The sequence below is a fragment of the Caballeronia pedi genome (assembly GCF_001544915.2).
In the GTDB taxonomy this organism is placed as follows: Bacteria; Pseudomonadota; Gammaproteobacteria; order Burkholderiales; family Burkholderiaceae; genus Caballeronia; species Caballeronia pedi.
Genome location: NZ_FCOE02000017.1, coordinates 110,709 through 133,617 on the forward strand (window position 1 = coordinate 110,709; position 22,909 = coordinate 133,617).

Consider the following 22,909-nt stretch of genomic DNA (forward strand, 5'->3'; position numbering starts at 1 on the left):
CGCGAAGGAATGAGCACATCGCGCGCGTTTAGCCCCGGTTGCGTGAAACAGGATGCCGGGTGCCTACGCGAATGCCTCGCGCACGACGCGCGTCGCAGATTTCATTGCGCGCGGCGTCGCAGGATTGAATGCTTCGAAGGGACGGCCCGCGAGCGACGCGACGCCGTCCGGATCGGTGAGGACGAGCGACGCGTGCTGCGGCATCGAGCGATGCCGGCCGGTCACGCACGCCACGGAACGCACGTCCGGTTCCGCTGCCAACGCCTTGAGGAGGGATGCCATCTTGATGGCTTCGGGCGGCGCCCCGAAAATGGAAAGTCTCGTTTTTCGCTTCGTGTTCATGGGTCCCGGCGACTGCTCAATTCGTAACAAATCGATTGTATTCAGACGTTTAGGACCACCCTCCAACTAAAATGTAAAAAAGTCTAACGAGAGCTTTATACGAGCGTTTGGCGAGTTTTTGTCCAGCTTCGAGCGGCTCTTTTTACCTAACCAGTTAGACATCCCAAGATATGGGGCGACATCGCGAACCCTATGCGAGCGGGCGCTTTCTTCCTACGAAATCGCGTCGATATCGATATCGAGCAGCGCCGAACTTATCGACTTGCCGTGCGCGTCGAGCGCGAGCGAACGCGTGACGCCGCCCCCGAGCGCGTGGCCCAGCACGAAATTGAACGCGTTCAGTAGCGGCAGTTCGTGGCGCACGACTTCGCCTTTCACGACATCGGCGAGATGGGCCTTCACGCGTTCGGGCGTGAGTTGTTCACGCAATTGCGCGTAGTGCTTCGCATCGAAGCAGATCACCGAGACATTCAGCGTATTGCCTTTGTCGCCGGTGCGGCCGTGTGCCAGTTCACGCAGTTTCATCGCTTGCCTCCACGAATTCGAACACCGGATTCACATGCTCGCGCGCGAGCAGCACGGATTGCACGGCGATGACTTCGCGCGTCGCCTTCGTCACGCCGCCGCCGCCCGCCGGTCCGTTGGTATAGAGCGTCTCGACCTCGTTGCCGATGCGCGCCGCTTCCTTCGCGCTCGATGTACGGCCCGCGACGCGCACGCGCACTTCATACGGATCGTCCCGTCGTGCGCCGAGCGTGTCGCCATAGAGCGCGTTCACGCCGATCAGGTCGAAGCGCAGTTCACTCGTGTCGACGCCCGTGATCGCGAGGCGTTCGCGCACGATGTCCAGCGCCAGCCGCGCCCGCGCTACCGCGTTCGGTCCACCGTAGGAGATTTGCCCTTCGCCGATGTAGCCATCCGCGTAAGCGACCGAGACCTTGAGCGTATCGGTGCGCGGGTTGCCGCGTCCGCCCGTCACGCGCACACGATCCTGCGCCTCCTGCACCGCGCGCACCTGCGTGAAATCCGCGACGACATCGGGCTGGAAGTATCGGCCCGGATCGTGAATCTCGTACAGCAGTTGTTCCTTGCATGTGGCCTCGGTCACGCATCCGCCCGCGTGCGCGACCTTCGTCACGACGACCGAGCCATCCGCGCTCACCTCGCCGATCGGAAAGCCCAGACGCGCGAGATTGCCGACGTCCTTGCAACCGGGATCGGCGAAATAGCCGCCCGTTACCTGCCCCGCGCATTCGAGCAGATGACCGACGACAGTCGCCTGCCCGAGCGTGTTCCAGTCGTCCATCGACCAGCCGAATTCGTGGATGAGCGGCGCCGTGAACAGCGACGGATCGGCGACACGCCCCGTCAGCACGATATCCGCGCCCGCCGCGAGCGCCGCGACGATCGGCGCCGCGCCGAGATACGCATTCGCCGACACGATGCGCTCGGCGTACGCGCCGACATCGTCGCCGGATTCCTCGAAACGCAGCGGCGAACGAAGGACGACATCGAGCACGTCGTCGCCGCTGACCGCGGCGATCTTCAGTCCGTGCAGGCCCAGTTCGCGCGCGATCTGCGCGGTCTTGCACGCCGCCGCGCGGGGATTGGCCGCGCCCATGTTCGAGATGATGCGCACGCCGTGCTTCGCCGCGACCGGCAGCACGGCGCGCATGCGCGCTTCGAGCAGCGGGTCGTAGCCGTGGTCCGGATCGTTGCGGCGCGCCTGCTGCGCGATTGCGATCGTGCGTTCGGCGAGGCATTCGAACACGAGATAGTCGAGCGCGCCGTGTTCGGCGAGTTCAACGGCAGGCTCGATGCGGTCGCCCGAATAGCCCGCGCCCGCGCCGATTCTGATGGTGTCTTTCATGACTTCGTCCGTTCTGGATTAAAGCGGAAACACGCCGAGCACGACACACGCGATCGTCATGACGATCGATGCGCCGAACAGCAGCGGGAACGTGAACTTCTGATGATCCGCGAGATCGATGCCGCACAGCCCGACGACCAGAAACGTCGCGGGCGTGAGCGGGCTCACGGGAAAGCCGGTGGTCATCTGGCCGAGCAGCGCGGCCTGTCCGACATGCACCGCCGGCACGCCGAGTTGCGACGCCACTTCGGCGATCACCGGCAGCACGCCGAAATAGAACGAATCGGGATCGAAGAGCATGGAAAGCGGCATCGACACGAGGCCGAGTACGACCGGAATATGTCCGGCCATCGCGGGCGGCACGAAGCCGACGGCCGCCTGCGCCATCGCCTTGAGCATGCCGCTGCCCTGCATGATGCCGGTGAACACGCCCGCCGCGAGCAGAATGCCCGCCATCATCAGCGCGGCGCGCGCGTGGGCGTCGATGCGTTTGCGTTGCATGTCGACGTTCGGGTAATTCACCATCAGCGCGATGCACAGGCCAACCATGAACATGATCGCGGGCGGAATCTTCTCGCCCATCACGACCATGGTGCCGAGCACGACGATCGTCAGCACGATGTTGAACCAGAAGTGCTTCGGGCGGCGCAGCGCCTGTTCCTCGGGCGTGAGTTCGCGCTTGGGCACGGGAATCGCGCCGTTCGCGCTCGAATAGCCCAGACGCTTTTCCTCGCGGCGGCCGAGCCACCACGCCATGCCGAACACGAACGCGAGGCCGATCGCCTGCACCGGAATCAGCGGATTGAAGAGCGCCGAAATCGGCAGATGCAGCGACGCGGACGCGCGGATCATCGGCCCGGTCCACGGCAGGAAGTTGATGCCCGCCGCCATCGACACCGCCGCCGCCAGCACGCGCCTGTCCATGTTCAGGCGATCGTAGAGCGGCAGCATCGCGGGAATCGTCACGAGAAAGCAGACCGCGCCGGAGCCGTCGAGATGGATCAGCAGCGCGAGGAGCGTCGTGCCCATCACGATGCGCGTGGGCTTCGTGCCGACCGCGCGCAGGATGCGGTCGATGATCGGATCGAGCGTGCCTGCGTCGGTGATGGTGCCGAAATAAAGAATCGCGAACACGAACATGCCGACGACGGGCGCGAGATTCTTCAATCCGTCGATGACGAATTTGCTCGTCTGCAAGCCGAAGCCGCCGATCAGCGACGCCGCGATCGGCACGATGATGAGCGCGACGAGCGGCGACATGCGTTTGGAAAGTATCGCCCCGAGCAGGACGACGATGGTGGCCAGGCCGAGTAACGGCAGCATGAACGTGTCTCCGAATATTGTCTTTTGATGGGGTTCAGAGTAAGTTCGAAGCGGCGATAACACAATTGAAATGATTTGATCGCAGCTATCACGAACCATAATGGATCTCAATCTTCGCGACATCCGCGCACTCGTCGCCGTGGCCGAAGCGGGCAGCTTCACGCGTGCGGCTGAGCGGCTGCATCTGTCGCAGCCCGCGCTCACCGTGCAGATACGCCGGCTGGAAGACGCGGTCGGCGCGCGCCTGTTCGATCGCAATAGCCGCAATGTCGCGCTCACGCCGACCGGGCGCGAGTTGCTGCCGCTCTTGCGCAAGTCGCTGCGCGACATGGAGAACGTGCTGCGCGATGCGCGCGCGATGGGCGAGGGAGAAAGCGGCACGATCCGCATCGCGTGCCTGCCGACCTTCGCGGCGAGTGCGTTGCCCGAACTGATCATCGGCATGAAGCGGGACGTGCCGCGCGTCGTCTTTCAGATTCGCGATGTGGTGGCGAGCACCGTGAATGCGCTCGTGCGCAACGAGGAAGCGGATATCGGACTGACCGGCGGCGAGGTGCTCGATCCTTTGCTCGAAGTGCTGCACGCAGGCGTGGACCGGCTCGTGGCCGTCTGTCCGAAGGACCATGCGCTGGCGAAGAAGCGCCGCGTGAGCTTAGCCGATCTCGCGCGCTCGCCGCTCGTGCTCACCGCGCCGGGCACGAGCGTGCGCGCGGTCGTCGACGCGGCGCTCAGCGAAACGCGCGAAGCGCTCGATATCGCCTGCGAACCGACTTACATGATGACCGCCGTCGCGATGGTGCGCGGCGGTCTGGGCGTGACGATCTTGCCGGAAACCGCGCGCGAGGTGCGCGCGGAACCTGGGCTCGTGGTGAAAGCGATCGACCATGCGGCGTTCGCGCGGCCGATCGCCATCGTGAAGAAGCGCGGCAGGACCTTGCCCGCCGTGACGGAGCGCTTCGTCGAACGCATGCGCGCGACGATGAACGCGCCCCGCTGATCGGCGCGCTTACTTTTCCATCGTCGCCATGTCGATCACGAAGCGATACTTCACGTCGCTCTTCAGCATGCGCTCGTAAGCCTTGTTGATCTCGTCCATGCGAATCATCTCGATGTCGGACGTGATGCCGTGCTTGCCGCAGAAATCGAGCATCTCCTGCGTTTCCGCGATTCCGCCGATGAGCGATCCGGCGAGCGAGCGGCGCTTGAAGATCATGTTCATCACCGAAGGCGACGGATGCGGATGCTCCGGCGCGCCGACGAGCGTCATCGTGCCGTCACGCTTGAGCAGCGCCATGAACTGGTCGAGATCGTGCGACGCGGCCACCGTGTTCAGGATGAAGTCGAAGCTGTTGGCGTGCGCCGCCATCTGATCCGGGTCTTTCGAGATCACGACTTCATGCGCGCCGAGGCGCTTCGCGTCCTCGCTCTTGCCCGGCGATGTCGTGAACAGCACGACATGCGCGCCCATCGCGGCGGCGATCTTCACGCCCATGTGACCGAGACCGCCCAGACCCACGACGCCGACCTTGTGGCCCTTCTGCACGTTCCAGTGACGCAGCGGCGAATACGTCGTGATGCCCGCGCACAGCAACGGTGCGACCGCCGCGAGTTCCAGGTTCTCAGGGATGCGCAGCGTGAACGCCTCATCGACGACGATGGCCGTCGAATAGCCGCCGTACGTCACGCCGCCCGACTTGGCATCCGGCGAGTTGTAGGTCTGGGTGAAACTCGCGGGACCATCGCAGAACTGCTCCAGTCCTTCCTTACAGGATTCACATACGCGGCATGAATCGACCATGCAGCCAACGCCCGCAAGTTCGCCGACCTTGAACTTCGACACGTCCGCGCCGACCTCGACCACGCGCCCGACGATCTCGTGACCCGGCACGACCGGATAATTCGAGCCGCCCCATTCGTTTTTCGCCATGTGCAGATCCGAGTGACACACGCCGCAGAACAGAATGTCGATGCGCACATCGTTCGGACCGACATCGCGGCGCTGGATTTCGAGCGGGCCGAGCGGTTTGTCGGCTGCGGATGCTGCATAGGAATACGCTTTCAGCATGATTGTGCTTTCCTCTTTGATTCGAATCTCGTGAACAGGATCGGCGCTTGCTCACCGCTTGCTCCCGTGGGGAACACGCGCGGCCGATATGAAATGCAGGTTGGTTGTTTTGTGTGCGGCGGCGAACGTTCGCCGTCATGCTCCGCACGCGTTGCGAGTGACTTGCCGATGTCGCCGGTATTTCGGCGGCAACGCGCAACGTCAGTACTGTATGCCTACTAAAAGAACTCTGCCGAAACGACGGCCGCGATTATGCCCTTCGAAAGGACCGCATGAACGCGTCGCTGGAGAATTTGACAATCGTGCCCCTCTGTCGGCTCCCTGCCAAAGCAGGATTGTTCGACGGCGTCAGGCGCATTAAGGTTGTCATGCGCGCGGAGACGACGAATCTTTTCGCGCGGCGCCGGGCGGCTCGCGCGCCCGGCGCCCCTCTTTCCGGTTCATACGGGCGGCGGGACGCCGTGCGGCACGCACGCTCCCGGCGTCGGGCACTTTGAGAGAGCGAGACCATGAAGGCGAAGGCGATCACGGTGAGCATCGACATGCCGGGGGGCGCGGTCAGCGCCGAGTTTCATATCGATACGGGGCGCCTCAGAATCCTCGAACGCGGCATGCTGCGCGTCGAACTGTTTCCACCGCATTCGTGGTTCACGGTGGCGTCGGTGGCGGGCAACAGCCGCTGGGGAACGAGGCCGCGCGAGGCGGATCTCTATCTCGTCGTCGAGAATTTCATCCAGCAGCGTTTCGGCATGACGGCGCAACGGTGCGAGGTATCGTGCGCGCAGTGAGATACGCGTTCAGCGCGAACGCGCGCGCCGTGTGCGTTGATAGAAGCCGTCCGGCTTGGTGCGCACCCAATCGACGAAACTGCGCACCGCCTCATGCGCCAGCAGCGCTTCGACAGACGAGTAGCGCTGCGCAAGTTCCTTCTCGCTGAAGAGCGCATGCAATTGCCGATGGCAGATGCGATGCAGCACCGCCGTCTGCCTGCCGCCCTGCGACTTCGGCACGAGATGATGCAGATCGCGCTCCGCGGACGGCACGGCGCGCCCGCACAGCGCGCAGACTTCTTCCTGCGGCGGGTGATACCACGGCTCGGGTGTAGGCTTCGCCATCGCGATCCTCGTTTGATGCTTTCGAGTGTACGCCTCGTCTTTCGAAGACGTGCCGGATCGTCTGCTTGTTCAATACACCGAAGTTTTTTCGCTTATCGCTGCGCGCGCGCGGGTGGCCGATAACCCGGCACCTGATGCAACGCGCGATGACACGCCGCCGAAAGCGCGGCCAGCCGCTCGACGCTCGCGCGCATGTCCGCTTGCGTTTGCGTGATGGTCTCGCGCAATGCTTCCAGCCGCGGCATGAGCCGCTGCGCGATCACGCCGCGCTCCTGCTCGCTCCCGAGCAGGGTTTCGGCATCCTCGCGCGCTTCACGCAGTTCCATCACCGAGACCTGGTTCTGCGCGAGCAGACTCGCATGGCGTTCCGCCAGTTCGCCGAGACCCATCGACCGCATGCGCTCGACGAAATCGCGCGTCGACTGCAACGCGACTTCGCCTGCGTCGTAGGCCATGAATTGAGCATCGCTGATAGTGAGCGCGATGCGCCCTTCCGGGGTCGTGAATTCAAGCTTGGTCGGCATGATGTCTGATGCGCGATAGTGAAGTTGCCGGCATTCTAGACAGCCCGACGACGGCTGAATTTCGGAACAAAGCGAAAGCGCTATCGGGAATTTGCAACACGGCGTTTCGCGCCATTCCCGGTAATGCGTTTTCAGAATCGAAACGATGCCCGCCGAGCGGGAGCAAACGCAATTAATCAACCATTGCACAAGCGGCATCGCGGGCCTGCTAATTTGGCCTTGAAAAGATGCATTCCATATACCAACAATGGAGTCATCTTTGGTGCTGGCCATCCCACAATGCCAAGAGATCTGACGCGCCCCATGGATGAGAACGACGAAATACGGAAATCCGAAGAGTTGCGCAGCTTTCTGTTTCTGACCGTCGTAATGGTTCCGGTGCTCACGGTCATGATCATTGCCGCTTACGGATTCGCGGTCTGGTTCTATCAAATGCTGATTGGCGGACCGCCACATCATTAACGAGCGTCGCGATTATTTCAATTAAATGGAGCTCATGCCCGTCGATAGCCACGATCGCTTCGACGATAAGACCGAAGAGTCTTGCGAGTTCCACGTCGCCGGGGTCGTTGTATACGCCCGGATAGAAGCCCTGGATCGCGTCATGCAGACGCTCGCCGCGATGCCCGGCGCGCAGGTGCACGGGTCCAGCGTCGACGGCAAGCTCGTGGTCACGCTCGAAGGCGACAGCTCATCGCGGGTCGCCGATCAATTGCATGCGGTGCAGTCGATACCCGATGTCGTGAGTATCGCGCTCGTCTATCAGCATCACGAGCATGCCGATTCGCTCAGCGAGGATATCGCCGATGAAACTGACTCGTCGCGCGTTCATTAAGCAGACGGCCGCCACCACGGCGGCCGCCTCCGCGGGCATCACGCTGCCCGGCATGGAAGCCATCGCGCAGAGCGACGACATCGCCTGGTCAAAGGCGCCCTGCCGCTTCTGCGGCACGGGATGCGGCGTGGTCGTCGGCGTGAAGGCCAACCGGGTCGTCGCGACGCAGGCGGACCCGCAAGCCGAAGTCAATCGCGGGCTCAACTGCGTGAAGGGCTATTTCCTGTCGAAGATCATGTACGGACAGGACCGGCTCACGACGCCGCTCATGCGCATGAAAGGCGGAAAGTTCGACAAGACCGGCGAGTTCGCGACCGTCTCGTGGGACACCGCGTTCGACGTGATGGCCGAGCAGTTCAAGCGCGTGCTGAAAGAGAAAGGGCCGACCGCCATCGGCATGTTCGGCTCCGGGCAATGGACCGTATGGGAAGGCTATGCCGGCGTGAAGCTGATGAAGGCGGGCTTTCGCAGCAACAACCTCGACCCGAACGCGCGGCACTGCATGGCCTCCGCCGTCACGGGTTTCATGCGCACCTTCGGCATGGACGAGCCGATGGGCTGCTACGACGACATCGAGGAAACCGATGCCTTCGTGCTGTGGGGCTCGAACATGGCCGAGATGCATCCGGTGCTGTGGACGCGCGTCACTGGCCGGCGGCTCGCGGACCCGAACGTGCGCGTCGTGACGCTCTCGACGTTCGAACATCGCTCGTTCGATCTCGCCGACGAAACCATCGTGTTCACGCCGCAATCCGATCTCGCGATCATGAATTACATCGCGAACTACATCATCAAGAACGGCAAGGTGAACCGCGAGTTCATCGACAAACATGTGGTGTTCAAGAAGGGCAACACGGATATCGGTTATGGATTGCGGCCCGATCATCCGCTGCAGAAGGCGGCGAAGAACGCCGGCGATCCGAACGGCTCTCAGCCGATCAACTTCGACGAATTCGCGAAGTTCGTGTCGCGCTACGACGCGGCTTACGTGACGAAACTCTCGGGCGTGCCGAAGAACAAGCTCGATCAGCTCGCGCAGTTGTACGCGGACCCGAAGACGCGAGTCGTATCGTTCTGGACGATGGGCTTCAACCAGCACACGCGCGGCACGTGGGCCAACAACATGGTCTACAACCTGCATCTGTTGACGGGCAAGATCTCGACGCCGGGCAACAGCCCCTTCTCGCTGACCGGCCAGCCGTCGGCGTGCGGCACGGCGCGTGAAGTCGGCACGTTTTCGCATCGGCTGCCCGCCGATATGGTCGTGACCAACCCGAAGCATCGCGAGGAAGCGGAGCACATCTGGAAGCTGCCGGAGGGAACCATTCCCGACAAGCCGGGTTTTCACGCCGTTCTGCAGAACCGCATGCTGCGCGACGGCAAGCTCAACGCCTATTGGGTCATGGTCAACAACAACATGCAGGCCGGCGCGAACATCAACAACGAAGGGCTGCCGGGGTATCGCAAGGAGTCGAATTTCGTCGTGGTATCCGATGTCTATCCGACCGTCACGGCCGTCGCCGCCGACATGATCCTGCCGTCCGCGATGTGGGTCGAGAAGGAAGGCGCGTACGGCAACGCGGAACGCCGCACGCAGTTCTGGCATCAGCTCGTCAGCGCGCCTGGCGACGCGCGCTCCGATCTCTGGCAAATCGTCGAGTTCTCGAAGCGTTTCAAGGTCGAGGAAGTGTGGCCGCCGGAACTCATCGCGAAGAAGCCGGAATACAAGGGCAAGACGCTTTATGACGTGCTGTATCGCAATGGCCAGGTCGATAAATTCCCGTCGTCGCAGGAAGACGCGAAGTATCGCAACGACGAAGCCAAGGCGTTCGGCTTTTATATCCAGAAAGGTCTGTTCGAGGAATACGCGAGTTTCGGTCGCGGCCACGGCCACGATCTTGCGCCCTTCGATTCGTATCATCAGGCGCGCGGGCTGCGCTGGCCGGTAGTGAACGGCAAGGAAACGCTGCGCCGCTACAAGGAAGGTTCCGATCCGTACGTGAAAGCCGGCGCGGACTGGCAGTTCTACGGCAATCCCGACGGCCGCGCCGTGATCTACGCGCTGCCTTACGAGCCGCCCGCCGAATCGCCGGACAAGGAATATCCGTTCTGGCTCGCGACCGGGCGCGTGCTCGAACACTGGCACTCGGGATCGATGACGCGTCGCGTGCCCGAGCTCTATCGCGCGTTTCCGAATGCGGTGTGCTTCATGCATCCCGATGACGCCAAGGCGCTCGGCGTGCGGCGCGGCGTCGAAGTGCGCGTGATATCGCGGCGCGGCGAAATGCGCACGCGCATCGAGACGCGCGGCCGCGACAAGCCGCCGCGCGGGCTCGTGTTCGTGCCGTGGTTCGATTCGAGTCAGCTCATCAACAAAGTGACGCTCGACGCCACCGATCCGATCTCCTTCCAGACCGACTTCAAGAAGTGCGCGGTCAGGATCGTCCGGGTCTAGGAGCACGTTATGCGCACGTTCTTCGCCGTAATCATCGCATCGCTGGTCGCGCTGGCCGCGCTTGCGATCGCGCAGCCGACCGTCCCCGTTCTGCCGTTCCACGATTCCTTGCGCGGCACGACGCCGCTCAACGAAGAACCGAAGGCGCCGCTCATCGCGCCGACCGAGAACAAGGACGTGATACGCGGCCTCAACTACGCGCAGCAGCCGCCGACGATCCCGCACAAGATCGACAACTATCAGCTCGACAAGAACGCCAACCGCTGCCTCGCCTGCCACGCGCGCAGCCGCGCCGAAGAGAGCGGCGCGGTGCCTGTCGCGGTGTCGCATTACATCGATCGCGATGGCCTCGTGTCCGGGCATCTGTCGCCGCGACGCTACTTCTGCACGCAGTGCCATGTGCCGCAGGCCGATGCCAAACTGCTCATCGGCAATACGTTCGTCGCGGTCGAAGATATCAAGCAGCAGCCTACATCCAAGAGCCAAAAGAAATAAGCGACCATCATGCGCGAACTCATCAAGCGCTACTGGATCACCATCCGAAGGCCGAGCCTGTATTACAGCCTCGGCTTTCTGACGCTGGGCGGCTTCGTCGCGGGCGTGATCTTCTGGGGCGCCTTCAACACGGCGATGGAACTCACCAACACCGAAGTCTTCTGTACCGGCTGTCACGAGATGCGCGACAACACCTATGCCGAGCTGAAGAACACGATTCACTTCAGCAATCGCACGGGCGTGCACGCGAAGTGCTCGGACTGCCACGTGCCGCACGAGTGGACCGACAAGATCGCACGCAAGATGCAGGCGTCGAAGGAAGTGTGGGCGAAGATCTTCGGCGTGGTGAATACGCGCGAGAAGTTTCTCGACAAGCGGCTCGAACTCGCGGAACACGAATGGGCGCGCTTCAAGGCGAACGATTCGCTCGAATGCCGCAATTGCCACTCGTTCCAGTACATGGATTTCACGCGGCAGAGTCCGCGCGCGCAGGAGGCGCATCAGCGCTTTCTGGAGACGGGCGAGAAGACTTGCATCGATTGCCACAAGGGCATTGCGCATGAATTGCCGAACATGGTGAAGGCGGAGGAAATGGAGAAGAGCAAGCGCAAGTGAATGGGGGCCGGGGCGGGTGCAAACCGTTTGCCGGATCCCGTGATCGTTTCGGTCTATTGGTGTTGCCCCTGTGCGGGGCTAGCGAGTGCCCTCAAAGGCCATCTCGGGCGTGGACCGCGCACGGTCTGCCGAGCCATGACTTTGAGCGCGCTGGTTCAGCACAAAAGAGTTCCGGCACGGCGCTGCGCGCTGCCGCTGGGTGTGCAAGGGAAACCATTGGTATGGGTCGCTTAGTAAGGAAGTGTGCGCATTCCCGATTGACCGGTCGACCGCGAAGCGGGCCGGAGCCATTTCATGCTGAACCAGTCTGTTTTGTGGTGCGATGGGGCAGACCGTGCGCGGTCCACGCCCGAGGGGGTCTATGAGGGCACTCGCTACTGCTGTGCCCTATACGTTCGCCCGTGCCGCGGCCGGCTTGAAGCGTTCCGGATGGGGAGAGCTGCTTTCTTTGGTTACTTTCTTTGCAGCAGCAAAGAAAGTGACTGCCGCCCCGCACAGGGGCAACACCAATAAACCGACACGTATACAGGCCATCCATAGAAGCCCAGGCGAACAACACGCTCTAACGACGCCATCGACCGAGAGGAAACATCGATGCTCAGCGCCCGGCAACTCGACGTAATGCGCGGCAGCCGCACCATCGTGGCCGGCGTGGATTTTCGCGTCGATGGCGGCGCGGCGCTGCTCATTCACGGCGCGAACGGCAGCGGCAAGAGCTCGCTGATCGCCGCGCTCGCGGGACTGTTGCCGCCCGCCGCCGGCGACGTGTCCTGGCGCGGCATGAACGTGCGCGACGATCCCGCTCGCTTCAGGCGCGACCTCGCGTATATCGGCCACGCCGACGGCTTCAACGGCGAACTGACCGTCACGGAAAATCTTCGCTTCGCCGCCCTGCTCGGCGCGCACGCGGCGCGCATCGACGAACGCGACGTGCTGAACCGCGCCGGCGTCCTGCCGCTCATGTACACGCGTCTGAATCGACTGTCGCAAGGGCAGCGGCGGCGCGTCGCGCTCGCGCGTCTCGTGCTCGCGGGCAAGGCGCTGTGGCTGCTAGACGAACCCACCGAAGCCATCGACGACGCCGGCGCGCGCTGGTTCGCCGCGTGCATCGACGATCATCTGCGCGAAGGCGGCACGCTCGTCGCGACGACACATCGCCCGCTTCCCGTCGATGCCGCGCGCACCCGGCATCTGCATCTCGAACGGAGCGCGGCATGATCGCGCTGACGCTCCAGGTGATCCGGCGCGAACTGATCCTCAACTGGCGCTCGCGCACCGTGACGCTTTCGGTGCTGCTGTTCTTCGTGCTGGCGTCCAGCCTGTTTCCGCTCGGCATCGGTCCCGATCCAACGCTCCTGCATGCGATCGCGCCGGGCGTGCTCTGGGTCACGGCTCTGTTCGCGGCGCTGCTGTCGGCGGGCCAGCTCTTCAGCAACGATTTCGCGAGCGGCGCGCTCGAACAGATGCTGCTTTCGCCGCAGCCGCTCGCGGGCATCGTGCTCGGCAAGATCGTCGCGCACTGGATCACAACGGGCCTCGCGCTCGTCGTGCTCGCGCCGGTCGTCGCGCTCGAATACGGGCTCGATGCGCGCACCATCGTCATGCTGATGGCGTCGCTTTTGATCGGCACGCCGCTGCTTTCGCTGATCGGTTCGATGGGCGCGGCGCTCACGCTCGGCGTGCGCGGCGGCAGCGTCGTGCTCGCGTTGCTGATTCTGCCGCTCTACGTGCCGGTGCTCGTGTTCGGGGTCGGCGCGGCCAGTCCCGCCGCGAGCGCCGCGTGGGCGAACGCGAATTTCTCGCTGCTCGCGGCCGCGCTGTGCGTTGCGCTCTGGCTGTGTCCGTGGGCCAGCGCCGCGGCCCTTCGCATCTCGATGGAATAGCCGCCATGAACGCATTCCGTTTCGCGTCGCCGCGCCACTTCGAACGCTTCGCCGCGCGCGCGACGCCGTGGTTCGCGTGGGCGTCGGTCGTGTTCGTCGCGGCGGGGCTCGTCATCGGCCTCGCCATCGCGCCCGCCGATGCGCTGCAACGCGACATCTACCGCATCATGTTCGTGCATGTGCCCGCAGCGTGGATGTCGATGTTCATCTATCTCGTCATGGCCGCGTACGGCGCGCTCCATCTCGCGATGCACACCCGTCTCTCCGCGATGATGGCCCGCGCGCTCGCCCCGACCGGCGCGCTCTTCACCGCGATCGCGCTGATTACCGGCGCGCTGTGGGGCAAGCCGACATGGGGCACCTGGTGGGTCTGGGACGCGCGGCTGACCTCCGAGCTGATCCTGTTCTTCCTCTATGTCGGCTTCATCGCGCTGCACGCGGCCATCGACGGCACGCGCCGCGCCGACCGCGCGTGCTCGGTGCTCGCGCTGATCGGCGTCGTGAACATCCCGATCATCTATTTTTCCGTGCAATGGTGGTACACGCTGCATCAGGGGCCGTCGCTCGGTTTCGGCAGCGGCGTGGCGATGGAAAAGTCGATGGCATGGGGCATCGTCGTGATGTCGGCGGGATTCTGGTCGTATGCGATCGCGGTGTCGCTCGCGCGCGTGCGCGTCATCATGCGGGCGGCCGAGCGCGTGCCGGCGGGCGAAGCGCCATCGCGAATCGAGGAGCGCGCCGCATGAACACGTTCGAATCGGTCCTGGCGATGCTCGCCGCGAATCCCATTCTCTCGGCCGCGCTCGCACTCACCTTTTTGCTGATGGGCGCGCAAGCGTGGCTCGTGCATCGTGGGTTGCGCCGATGAAAGCGCGTCATCGCCGGTTCGCGTTCATCGCGCTCGGCGTCGCGAGCGCGGGCCTCGCGTGCGCGTTCGTGCTCAATGCGTTTCGCGCCAATGTGATGTTTTTCGTCAGCCCGAGCCAGATCGTCGCGCATGAAGAGACGCGCACGCAGCGCTTCCGGCTCGGCGGGCTGGTCGAGCGCGGCTCGCTCGTGCGCGATGCCGATGGCCGCACGGTGCGCTTCGTCGTCACCGATGAGCGCGCGTCGCTGCCCGTCACCTACACGGGCGCGCTGCCCGATCTGTTTCGCGAAGGCAGCGGTGTCGTGGCGCAAGGCACGCTCGGCGCCGATGGCCGATTCCACGCCGACGAAGTCCTCGCGAAGCACGACGAAAAATACACGCCACCGCAAGTGGAACGGGCGCTCCGCGACGTCCGCGCGTCTGCGGACGCGAACGCCGGAACGCGCCGATGATCGTCGAACTCGGCCACTTCGCGCTGATTCTCGCGATGCTGCTCGCGCTCGTCGCGGGCATCGTGCCGATGCTCGGCGCGCGTTTCTCCATCGAACGATGGATGCGCGTCGCCGCGCCCGCCGCGTTCGGGCAGTTCGGCTTCGTCGCGATCGCGTTCGGCTGTCTCGCGGCGGCGTTTCTCGGCAATGATTTTTCGGTGATCTATGTCGTCGGGAATTCGAACTCGGCGCTGCCGGCGATTTATCGCTTCACGGCGGTCTGGGGCGGACACGAAGGCTCGCTGCTGCTGTGGGTGTTGTTGCTGACGCTCTGGATGATCGCCGTCGCTGCCTTCGGCAAACGGCTGCCGCTGCCGTTCGCGGCGCGCGTGCACGGCGTGATGAGCGGGATCAACGCGGGCTTTCTGCTGTTCATGCTGCTGACCTCGAATCCGTTCACGCGCATCATGCCGCCCGCGATGAACGGCCGCGATCTCAATCCGCTCCTGCAGGACCCCGGCATGGTGATTCATCCGCCGCTGCTGTATATGGGCTATGTCGGCTTTTCGGTGGCGTTCGCGTTCGCGATCGCCGCGCTGCTCGAAGGCAAACTCGATGCCGCGTGGGCGCGCGCGTCGCGTGCATGGACGCTCGCCGCGTGGATGTTCCTCACGCTCGGCATCATGCTCGGCAGCGCGTGGGCCTATTACGAACTCGGCTGGGGCGGATGGTGGTTCTGGGACCCGGTCGAGAACGCGTCGTTCATGCCGTGGCTCGTCGGCACCGCGCTGATCCATTCGCTCGCCGCCACCGCGAAGCGCGGCGCGTTCCGCGCGTGGAGCGCGCTGCTCGCGATCTGCGCGTTCTCGCTTTCGCTGCTCGGCACGTTTCTCGTGCGCTCGGGCGTCGTGACTTCGGTGCACGGATTCGCCTCCGATCCGACGCGCGGCGTGTTCATCCTCGCGCTGCTCGCGCTGTTCTCGGGCGGCGGCCTCGTGCTGTTCGCCTGGCGTGCGCCGCGCGCGGCATCGGCGGTCGGGTTCGAAGCGGTGTCGCGCGAGTCGCTCCTGCTGTCGAACAATCTGCTGATGCTGGTGGCCGCCGCTTCGGTGATGCTCGGCACGCTCTATCCGATGATCCTCGACGCGCTCGATCTCGACAAGATTTCCGTCGGCGCACCGTATTTCGACAGCGTGTTCGTCCCGTTGATGACGCCCGCGATCTTCCTGATGGGCGTCGGCCCGCTCGCGCGCTGGAAGGCCGCGCGGCTGCCCGAGCTTGCGGTGCGGTTGCGCTGGGCTGCGCTCGTGAGTGTCGTTAGCGCGTTCCTGCCTGGGCTGTTTGGGCCATCACGTCCGCTCGTGAGCCTCGGCTTTGCGCTCGCCGCCTGGACCTTCGCGACGATCGCGACAAGCGTGATCGGGCGCGTCGTCAGAGGCGGGCGTCGCGTGCGGCCCGGCACCATCGGCATGTGGCTCGCGCATGGGGGCGTCGGCGTGTTCATCGTCGGGGTGACGATGGTGAAGGGTTTTCCCATCGAACGCGATGCGCGGCTCGCGCCCGGCGAGAGCGTCGATGCGGGCGGCTATCGGTTTCGTCTCGACGAGGTCCGCGCGATCGACGGTCCGAACTATCGCGCCACACGCGGCACGCTCACCGTGACGCGTGACGGCCGTGTGATCGCGACGTTGCATCCGGAGAAGCGCGAGTTTCTCGTCTCCAATATGCCGACGACGGAAGCCGCCATCGATCACGGCGTGTTGCGCGATCTCTACGTCGCGCTCGATCGGCCATCGGGCGGGAACGCGTGGACCGTGCGCATCCAGATCAAGCCGTTCGTGCGCTGGATCTGGGGCGGCTGCGTGCTGATGGCGCTCGGCGGCCTGCTCGCGGCGGCGGACCGGCGTTATGCGAAGCAGCGCGCGCCGCAGCCACGCGCCGCCGTGTCGATGGTCGCAAAGCCGTCGCAAACCGTGGGCGAGACTGGGCGATGAAGCGCTTCCTGATTCCGCTCGTCGTGTTCGGGCTGCTCGTCGCGGTGCTGGCGGCCGGGCTGCGCCACGATCCGCGCCGGTTACCATCGGCGCTGATCGGCAAGCCTGCGCCCGCGTTCGATCTGCCGCGTCTCGATGCATCGAATCAGACGATGTCGTCGGACGCGTTGCGCGGCCAGGTGTGGATATTGAACGTGTGGGCGTCGTGGTGCGAGGCGTGCCGCGACGAGCATCCCGTTCTCATGAACTTCGCGGCGGGCGGCGCGGCGCCGGTGTACGGCCTGAACTATCGTGACGAGCGCGCGCCCGCGCTGCAATGGCTGGAGACGGCGGGCGATCCGTACGTGACGTCGTTCGTCGATCGCGACGGCCGCACCGGCATCGATTACGGCGTGTATGGCGTGCCGGAAACCTTCGTCATCGATCGCGCGGGCGTGGTGCGATACCGGCAGGCGGGACCGCTCACGCGCGCGTCGCTCGATGGCGTGATCGTGCCGCTCGTCGGCAAGCTGCAAAAGGAGAGCGCGCATGATTAGCCGACATGCGTTGATACTCCTTGCGTGCATGACATGCGCGCACGCGCAGGAAACACCCGACGACGAACGCGCGCGCCATCTCGCGGAGCACTTTCGCTGCGTGGTGTGCCAGAACCAGAGCCTCGCCGATTCGAACGCGGAACTCGCAGCCGATCTGCGCGCGCGCATTCGCGAGCAGGTCGGGCAAGGCGCGAGCGATGAGCAGATTCAGGCGTACATGGTGCGTCGATACGGCGACTTCGTGCTGTATCGCCCGCCGGTGAAGCCGGTCACATGGGCGCTGTGGTTCGGGCCGTTTGCCGTGCTCGCGGCGGGCGCGCTTGCGATGGCGCTGCATATCCGCCGCGCCCGATTCGCGCGACGTCGAAGGAGCATGAGCCGATGACCGCGTTCTGGCTGATCGTCGCCACGATGTTGCTCGGCGCGCTCGCATGCGTCGTGCCGCCGCTTTTGCGCGTGCCCGCGCACGAACGCGGCCACGCGGTCAGTTCGCGTCACGCGGCGTTGGCGGGATTGCTGATCGCGCTCGTGCCTGCATCGGCGCTCACGCTTTACATGCGCATCGGCGATCCGGCCGCGCTCGCGATCCAGACCGCGCCGATGCCATCGACAGGCGAACACGCCGACGCGCCCGCCTCGATGGAGGCCGCCGTCAGCCGCCTCGCCGCACGCCTGCGCGCCGACCCGAACGACGCACAAGGCTGGGCGATGCTCGCCCGCTCGTACATGGTGCTCGACCGCCCCGGCGATGCGACGCAGGCGTATCAGCGCGCCGTGGCGCTGAACCCGCGCGACGCGGAACTGCTCGCCGATTACGCCGACGCGATGGCGAGCGCAAACGGTGGCGATCTGAACGACGCGACGCTGAAAGTCATCGATGCGGCGCTCGCGCTCGACGCCGATCAGCCGAAAGCGCTCGCGCTGGCCGCATCGGCCGCGTTCGACCGGCGCGATTACGCGAGCGCCATTCAGTTCTGGGAGCGACTGAGCAAGGTGCCGGATCTCGCGCCGCAAATCGCGCAGCAGGCGCAAAGGAATATCGACGAGACGCGGGCGCTTGCTGCAAAGGTAAGCGTGCCTTCGGTCGAAGTCCGCGTGCGTTTGAGTCCGGAACTGGAAAAGCGCGTGCGCCCGACGGATACCGTCTTCGTCTACGCACTCGCCGATGATGGATCGCGCATGCCGCTCGCCGTACAGCGCCTGAGCGCGAACCAGTTGCCCGCAAGCGTGCGTCTGGACGATTCCATGTCGATGACGCCGAGCCGCCGTCTCTCGAATTTCGCGCGCATCAGCATCGAAGCGCGCGTGTCGGCGGCGGGAAACGCACGGCCCGCGACGGGCGATCTGACGGGATCGAGCGGGCCGGTGTCATCGAAGGAAGCGGGTGTCATCGACGTGACGATCGCCGATGTCGTCCGTTGAATTCGCCGTTCAGCGCGATTTGGCCGCGCCCGGTTGAATCGACTTTGCGTTCTCGTCGACCTCGATGCCCCAATCGCCCTGCTCGTACCAGTCGTCGCCCAGCAGTTCGGCCGGATGCTGCGTGCGGCTCGAACCGTTGCCGCAGCGCATGGCGTCGGTCGCGCAATAGTGATCGCAGCCCCAGCAATTGCGCTCGGGGTGCTTCGGGTACAGCGGAAAACGCTTCGACATCGTCGATACTCCTTTAATGTATCGAGACTAAACGCGAACCCTTTCACCGCCAATAGGAACGCGACGATCCGCCACGGCACGCAGCGAAACAGCGCGTTTCAGTCTGCTCAGCACGACGCCGGCGCGGCCTTCGTGGCGCCTGTCAGCAGCAGCTCGATCAGATCGCGCACGCTGCGGATCGCCGCGCCGAACGGCAGCTTCTCGCGTCCACGGAAAAACAGTCCATTGCCGACATCGCCGCGCAACGCCGCCGCCAGACGCGTATCGATGCAGAAGTGGCCGAACTTTTCGATGCCGTCGCGCAGGCCGCACGCGCTCAGGCACTCGAGCGCCGACGGGCATGTCTGCTTGCGCGCGCCGATCTTCGTGCGGATGCGCTCTTCGTTGCGCAGATAGCGCATGAGCCAGGGCGTCTTCACGGCGCGCGCGGGCAAGCCCGTCACGCTGACGAATTCGACGATATCGTCCGGCGTCGCCTCGACCAGCACGCGCTTGAACTCGGGATGCGCGTCGCCCTCTTCGGTGACGGCGAAGGGCGTGCCGATCTGCACGCCGTTCGCGCCCGCCGCGAGCCACTTGCGCACCGCTTCGTGACTGTTGATGCCGCCCGCGACGATCACCGGCACGTCTTCGCGCTTCAGCCCGAGCGCTGCGAACGACGCATCGAGTTCAGTCAGCACGCGCTCGAAACCAAAGCGCTCGTCGTGCATATCCGCGACGTCGCCGACGCCCAGATGCCCGCCCGCGTGCGCCGGATGCTCGATCACGATGGCATCGGGCAGGCGGCCCTTTTTCATCCACTTCTTGAGCACGAGCGTGACGCCACGGCTGTCGGAGAGAATCGGGATCAATGCGATATCGCAGCCCGCCGTGAGATCGGGCAAGTCGAGCGGCAGGCCCGCGCCCATCACGATGGCGTTCGCGCCCTCGTCGCACGCGACGCGCACGTAATCCGCATGCGCGCTCACCGCCTTCATCACGTTGACGGCGATCATGCCGCGCCCTTGCGACAACTCGCGCGCCGCCTTGATCTCGCGCGCGAGCGCGATCAGGTTCGCGCGTTCGAGCGTCGGGCGCGTGTGGTCTTCACGGCACATCGCGAGCAAGTCCTCGTGATGATGCCGCAAGTCGATGCTCGCGATGGTGCCGACCGCGCCTTCACGCGCCACGCTGCCCGCCAGCCGATGCGCGGAAATGCCGACGCCCATGCCGCCCTGCACGATCGGCAACAGGCTGCGACCGCGAATCGTGAGCGGCGCGAAGGAATGTGCATGAGAGGTCATAGGCGACTCGGTTTGATGTGAATTCATGTTGTACGGCTTGATGAGATGCGAACGCTCAGGCTGCTTCCGGCGCCCGCGACGCGTCGTGTTCGACCGCGTAGATCGCGACCTGCACGCGACTCGTGAAATTGAGCTTGCGCAGAATGTTGCGCACGTGGATCTTCACCGTGCTCTCCGCGAGCATCAGCGAGCGCGCGATTTCCTTGTTGCTAGCGCCGTGCGCCAATTCGCGCATGATCTCGCGCTCGCGCGCCGTGAGTGGATCGGCTGCGACGGCGGGCGCGGGCGCAGCCGTGGCTTTCGGTGCGCGCAGACTGGCGACAAGTTTCGATGTCATGTCATCCGCGATGACCGGCTGACCCGCCGCCGCCTTGCGAATCGCGTTCGCGAGCGTCTCGGCTTCGATGCTCTTCAGCAGATAGCCGCAAGCACCATCGCGCAATGCGAGCGTGAGTTCGTCGAGATCCTCGGAGACCGTCAGCATGACCACGGCGGTTCGCGGCACGTCCTGCACGAGCAACTTCAGTGTTTCGAGCCCGGACAGCCCGGGCATGTTGAGATCGAGCAGAATCACGTCCGGCAGGAACTGCTTGGCGCGCTTCAGGCCTTCGAGCCCGTCGGCGGCTTCGGCGACGACTTCGAAATCGGCTTGCCTTTGCAACAGCGCATGAACGCCTGAGCGAAACAGCGCGTGATCGTCGATCAACAGAATGCGGATGGTCATGACACAACTCGATGCAGCGTGTGAAACGAGCGCGCGAGCCACATTCAGGCGGCCTGACGCGCCGGGGCAGCCAGAACGAGTTCGACACGCGCCCCGCGCCCGGGCGCTCCACTGAGACGAAGCATGGCGCCCAACCTGTGCGCGCGCTCGCGCATGATGTGAAAGCCGACATGCGTCTCGCCGAGGGCGGCCATCTCCTCGGGATCGTAGCCTTGTCCATCATCCTCGACAAGGAGGCTAAAGTCGCGATCATTGACGATCGTCACGGTAATGCGTTGTGCCTCCGCGTGCTTGCGGATGTTCGAGAGCGCCTCCTGCAAGATGAACAGCACCTGCAATTGCTGATCCGGCGGCAACGGCAGGCCGCCTTCGTCGCGATAGTCGAGCCGGGGCGCGATACCCGTCTGCAGGCCGAAGCGTTCGACCGCTTCATCCACCGCGCGCCGCAACTCGCCGCTGCCGATCTTCGTGCGGAAATTCATCAGCAGTTCGCGCACGTCGTCATAACTGTCGGCCACGCCGCCCGCGAGCAAGGGCACGATCTCGCGAATCTCGTCGATGCGGGCTTCACGCGTCGCGACGTCGAGCAGATGCACCTGCATCTTCAAAAAATTGAGACTCTGCGCGATGCTGTCGTGCAAGCCCTGCGCGACGAGATTGCGCTCCTCCGATACCGCGAGCTGCCGCGCCAGCGCCGCGAGCCGCCGGTTCTTTAGCGCCGTGCCGAAGTGCGCGCCGAGCGTGTCGAGCAGGTGCGACTCGGAAGCCGGAAGGACCCGCTCGCCTCTGAAATGCAGCGAGAACGCACCGAGCTTCTCACCTTGCGACACGATGTCGAATGCCGCGACGGTCGCGAAACCGAGGCTTCGGCAGCGTTGCGCATCGCAGACGCAGCCATCGGCGGCCAGGCACCGTTCGTCCTGTAGCAACGAGGCGGGCAGTCCTTCCGAGCCGATCAGACGCACCTTGCCGTCCTCGGTGATGAGACGGACCGCCGCGCCGTCCGCGTCGACCTGACGCGTGAGGCGTGCGAGGAAGCCTCGGCACAGCACATCGACGTCGTTCGGCTGATTCACGAACGCCGCCATTTCATAGAGCGCCGTGAGTTCACGGTTCTGCGCGGCGAGCTCCGACGTTTTTTCTTCGACGCGGCCCGCGAGATCGCGATATAGCGTCTGCAGTTCCGCGGCCATGCGATTGAATCCCGCGGCAAGATGTCCGAATTCGTCCTGCGTCTCGACGGGCAAGCGCGTTTCGAACTCGCGTCCCTCGATGCGCGCGAGCCCTTCCTGCAAGCGCTGCACCGGCACGACGATCCATAGATAGAGCAGATAGACGATCGCCAGTGTGCCGATGCATGCCATCGCCGCTAGCGCCATCTGCGAGGTGCGCAGCCATGCGGTCTTGCGCGCGTTCTCGCGTTCGATCAGACCGACGAGTTCGTCCGCCCCAGTGACGAACGCGCGCAGTTCAAGGAGATAGCGCGAGATGGCGTCCGGGTCGGCTGCCATGCCTTTGCGCACGTCCGGTTCGAGCCGCGTATGCCACGCATTCGCGACGTGTTCGAACTGGCGGTGTACGTCTTCGTCGTCGGGAAGAAAAAGTGGGCGCGCCGGATCGCCGTGACACAGACGATCGAGCGTCGCGTTCATCTGCTCGATATGCAGTTGCAGCGCCGGCGACGCGTCGCCGCCATTTCGCAGCAGCGCGATCGCAACCGCGTTCGCGCGCATGCGCAGGCTGCCCGCGTCGTTGATGGCGGCGCCCGCGCCCTGCAATTGCCACGAGAGCCACAACGTCCCGCCGATCATCGCGAGCACGAGCACCAGCGACACCATCGACAAGGTGACGATGCGTGTGGTCAGACGGTCGCGAAACGACGGCAGGGACATGCTTCT

General features: G+C 64.5%; 27 protein-coding genes. 16 read left to right on the top strand and 11 right to left on the bottom strand.

Going from position 1 to position 22,909, the window contains the following annotated elements:
* Positions 1–63: 63 nt before the first annotated feature.
* The 4 genes from AWB80_RS44640 to AWB80_RS23985 form a co-directional block, all read right to left on the bottom strand.
* Positions 64–282, bottom strand: a complete 219-nt coding sequence (locus AWB80_RS44640) for a hypothetical protein (RefSeq protein WP_208635684.1) — start codon at positions 280–282, stop codon at positions 64–66.
* Positions 283–555: 273 nt separating this feature from the next.
* Positions 556–867 carry an AtuA-related protein gene (locus tag AWB80_RS23975; RefSeq protein WP_061177145.1) on the bottom strand — a complete coding sequence of 104 codons (312 nt, stop codon included), beginning with the start codon at positions 865–867 and terminating at the stop codon, positions 556–558.
* On the bottom strand, positions 854–2,212 hold the full coding sequence (locus AWB80_RS23980; RefSeq protein ID WP_061177146.1) for an acyclic terpene utilization AtuA family protein: 1,359 nt from the start codon (positions 2,210–2,212) through the stop codon (positions 854–856). Before AWB80_RS23980 ends, AWB80_RS23975 begins: the two co-directional genes overlap by 14 nt.
* An 18-nt stretch (positions 2,213–2,230) precedes the next feature.
* A complete protein-coding gene (locus AWB80_RS23985; protein WP_061177147.1) occupies positions 2,231–3,535 on the bottom strand; it encodes a CitMHS family transporter in 1,305 nt (434 codons plus the stop codon).
* Between the two features lie 100 nt (positions 3,536–3,635).
* On the opposite strand from AWB80_RS23985, the gene AWB80_RS23990 reads away from it, so the two are divergent.
* A complete protein-coding gene (locus AWB80_RS23990) occupies positions 3,636–4,532 on the top strand; it encodes a LysR family transcriptional regulator (RefSeq protein ID WP_061177148.1) in 897 nt (298 codons plus the stop codon).
* Between the two features lie 9 nt (positions 4,533–4,541).
* Here the strand turns inward: AWB80_RS23990 and AWB80_RS23995 are convergent, their stop codons facing one another.
* On the bottom strand, positions 4,542–5,600 hold the full coding sequence (locus AWB80_RS23995) for an NAD(P)-dependent alcohol dehydrogenase (RefSeq protein ID WP_061177149.1): 1,059 nt from the start codon (positions 5,598–5,600) through the stop codon (positions 4,542–4,544).
* A gap of 509 nt (positions 5,601–6,109) precedes the next feature.
* Between AWB80_RS23995 and AWB80_RS24000 the strand changes: the two genes are divergently transcribed.
* Positions 6,110–6,388, top strand: a complete 279-nt coding sequence (locus AWB80_RS24000; protein WP_061177150.1) for a hypothetical protein — start codon at positions 6,110–6,112, stop codon at positions 6,386–6,388.
* Between the two features lie 9 nt (positions 6,389–6,397).
* On the opposite strand, the gene AWB80_RS24005 is transcribed toward AWB80_RS24000, so the two are convergent.
* Together AWB80_RS24005 and AWB80_RS24010 are read right to left on the bottom strand one after the other, a co-directional pair.
* The gene (locus tag AWB80_RS24005; protein WP_061177151.1) at positions 6,398–6,715 is read right to left on the bottom strand and encodes an HNH endonuclease; all 318 of its coding nucleotides are present in this window, start codon (positions 6,713–6,715) and stop codon (positions 6,398–6,400) included.
* 92 nt (positions 6,716–6,807) lie between these two features.
* A complete protein-coding gene (locus AWB80_RS24010; protein WP_061177152.1) occupies positions 6,808–7,239 on the bottom strand; it encodes a hypothetical protein in 432 nt (143 codons plus the stop codon).
* Between the two features lie 303 nt (positions 7,240–7,542).
* Here AWB80_RS24010 and napE point away from each other — a divergent pair, with 303 nt between their 5' ends.
* From napE to AWB80_RS24075, 14 genes are all read left to right on the top strand, one after another.
* Complete coding sequence (napE, locus tag AWB80_RS24015) at positions 7,543–7,701, top strand: periplasmic nitrate reductase, NapE protein (protein WP_061177153.1); 159 nt, start codon at positions 7,543–7,545, stop codon at positions 7,699–7,701.
* Positions 7,702–7,735: 34 nt separating this feature from the next.
* Complete coding sequence (locus AWB80_RS24020) at positions 7,736–8,074, top strand: chaperone NapD (RefSeq protein ID WP_279628667.1); 339 nt, start codon at positions 7,736–7,738, stop codon at positions 8,072–8,074.
* Positions 8,046–10,529, top strand: a complete 2,484-nt coding sequence (gene napA, locus AWB80_RS24025) for a periplasmic nitrate reductase subunit alpha (protein WP_061177155.1) — start codon at positions 8,046–8,048, stop codon at positions 10,527–10,529. Before AWB80_RS24020 ends, napA begins: the two co-directional genes overlap by 29 nt.
* Positions 10,530–10,538: 9 nt before the next feature.
* Positions 10,539–11,024 (top strand): nitrate reductase cytochrome c-type subunit, encoded by a 486-nt coding sequence (locus AWB80_RS24030; protein ID WP_061177156.1) that lies wholly within the window; start codon positions 10,539–10,541, stop codon positions 11,022–11,024.
* A gap of 9 nt (positions 11,025–11,033) precedes the next feature.
* A complete protein-coding gene (locus tag AWB80_RS24035; protein ID WP_061177157.1) occupies positions 11,034–11,639 on the top strand; it encodes a NapC/NirT family cytochrome c in 606 nt (201 codons plus the stop codon).
* A 594-nt stretch (positions 11,640–12,233) separates the two neighbouring features.
* Positions 12,234–12,857, top strand: coding sequence for a cytochrome c biogenesis heme-transporting ATPase CcmA (ccmA, locus tag AWB80_RS24040; RefSeq protein WP_061177158.1), 624 nt, complete (start codon positions 12,234–12,236; stop codon positions 12,855–12,857).
* Positions 12,854–13,522 carry a heme exporter protein CcmB gene (ccmB, locus tag AWB80_RS24045; RefSeq protein ID WP_061177159.1) on the top strand — a complete coding sequence of 223 codons (669 nt, stop codon included), beginning with the start codon at positions 12,854–12,856 and terminating at the stop codon, positions 13,520–13,522. Before ccmA ends, ccmB begins: the two co-directional genes overlap by 4 nt.
* Before the next feature lie 5 nt (positions 13,523–13,527).
* Entirely contained in the window at positions 13,528–14,268 is a 741-nt protein-coding gene (gene ccmC, locus AWB80_RS24050) for a heme ABC transporter permease CcmC (protein WP_061177160.1), read from the top strand.
* Positions 14,265–14,390, top strand: a complete 126-nt coding sequence (locus AWB80_RS45345; RefSeq protein WP_279628668.1) for a hypothetical protein — start codon at positions 14,265–14,267, stop codon at positions 14,388–14,390. Before ccmC ends, AWB80_RS45345 begins: the two co-directional genes overlap by 4 nt.
* Positions 14,387–14,842: a cytochrome c maturation protein CcmE gene (gene ccmE, locus AWB80_RS24055; RefSeq protein ID WP_061177161.1), complete on the top strand. Its 456-nt coding sequence runs from the start codon at positions 14,387–14,389 to the stop codon at positions 14,840–14,842. Before AWB80_RS45345 ends, ccmE begins: the two co-directional genes overlap by 4 nt.
* A complete protein-coding gene (locus AWB80_RS24060; protein ID WP_061177162.1) occupies positions 14,839–16,815 on the top strand; it encodes a heme lyase CcmF/NrfE family subunit in 1,977 nt (658 codons plus the stop codon). The genes ccmE and AWB80_RS24060 overlap by 4 nt, the downstream gene beginning before the upstream one ends.
* Complete coding sequence (locus AWB80_RS24065) at positions 16,812–17,351, top strand: DsbE family thiol:disulfide interchange protein (RefSeq protein WP_061177163.1); 540 nt, start codon at positions 16,812–16,814, stop codon at positions 17,349–17,351. Before AWB80_RS24060 ends, AWB80_RS24065 begins: the two co-directional genes overlap by 4 nt.
* Entirely contained in the window at positions 17,344–17,736 is a 393-nt protein-coding gene (locus AWB80_RS24070; RefSeq protein WP_061177164.1) for a cytochrome c-type biogenesis protein, read from the top strand. Before AWB80_RS24065 ends, AWB80_RS24070 begins: the two co-directional genes overlap by 8 nt.
* Positions 17,733–18,773, top strand: a complete 1,041-nt coding sequence (locus tag AWB80_RS24075) for a tetratricopeptide repeat protein (RefSeq protein ID WP_061177165.1) — start codon at positions 17,733–17,735, stop codon at positions 18,771–18,773. Before AWB80_RS24070 ends, AWB80_RS24075 begins: the two co-directional genes overlap by 4 nt.
* A 9-nt stretch (positions 18,774–18,782) precedes the next feature.
* Here the strand turns inward: AWB80_RS24075 and AWB80_RS24080 are convergent, their stop codons facing one another.
* The 4 genes from AWB80_RS24080 to AWB80_RS24095 all read right to left on the bottom strand — a co-directional run bounded on the left by AWB80_RS24080 (position 18,783) and on the right by AWB80_RS24095 (position 22,903).
* On the bottom strand, positions 18,783–19,004 hold the full coding sequence (locus AWB80_RS24080; RefSeq protein ID WP_061177166.1) for a DUF3079 domain-containing protein: 222 nt from the start codon (positions 19,002–19,004) through the stop codon (positions 18,783–18,785).
* A gap of 107 nt (positions 19,005–19,111) precedes the next feature.
* Positions 19,112–20,287, bottom strand: coding sequence for an NAD(P)H-dependent flavin oxidoreductase (locus AWB80_RS24085; RefSeq protein ID WP_061177167.1), 1,176 nt, complete (start codon positions 20,285–20,287; stop codon positions 19,112–19,114).
* Between the two features lie 55 nt (positions 20,288–20,342).
* Positions 20,343–21,011: a response regulator gene (locus tag AWB80_RS24090; RefSeq protein WP_061177168.1), complete on the bottom strand. Its 669-nt coding sequence runs from the start codon at positions 21,009–21,011 to the stop codon at positions 20,343–20,345.
* A 44-nt stretch (positions 21,012–21,055) separates the two neighbouring features.
* Positions 21,056–22,903: a type IV pili methyl-accepting chemotaxis transducer N-terminal domain-containing protein gene (locus AWB80_RS24095; protein WP_061177169.1), complete on the bottom strand. Its 1,848-nt coding sequence runs from the start codon at positions 22,901–22,903 to the stop codon at positions 21,056–21,058.
* Positions 22,904–22,909: the final 6 nt, after the last annotated feature.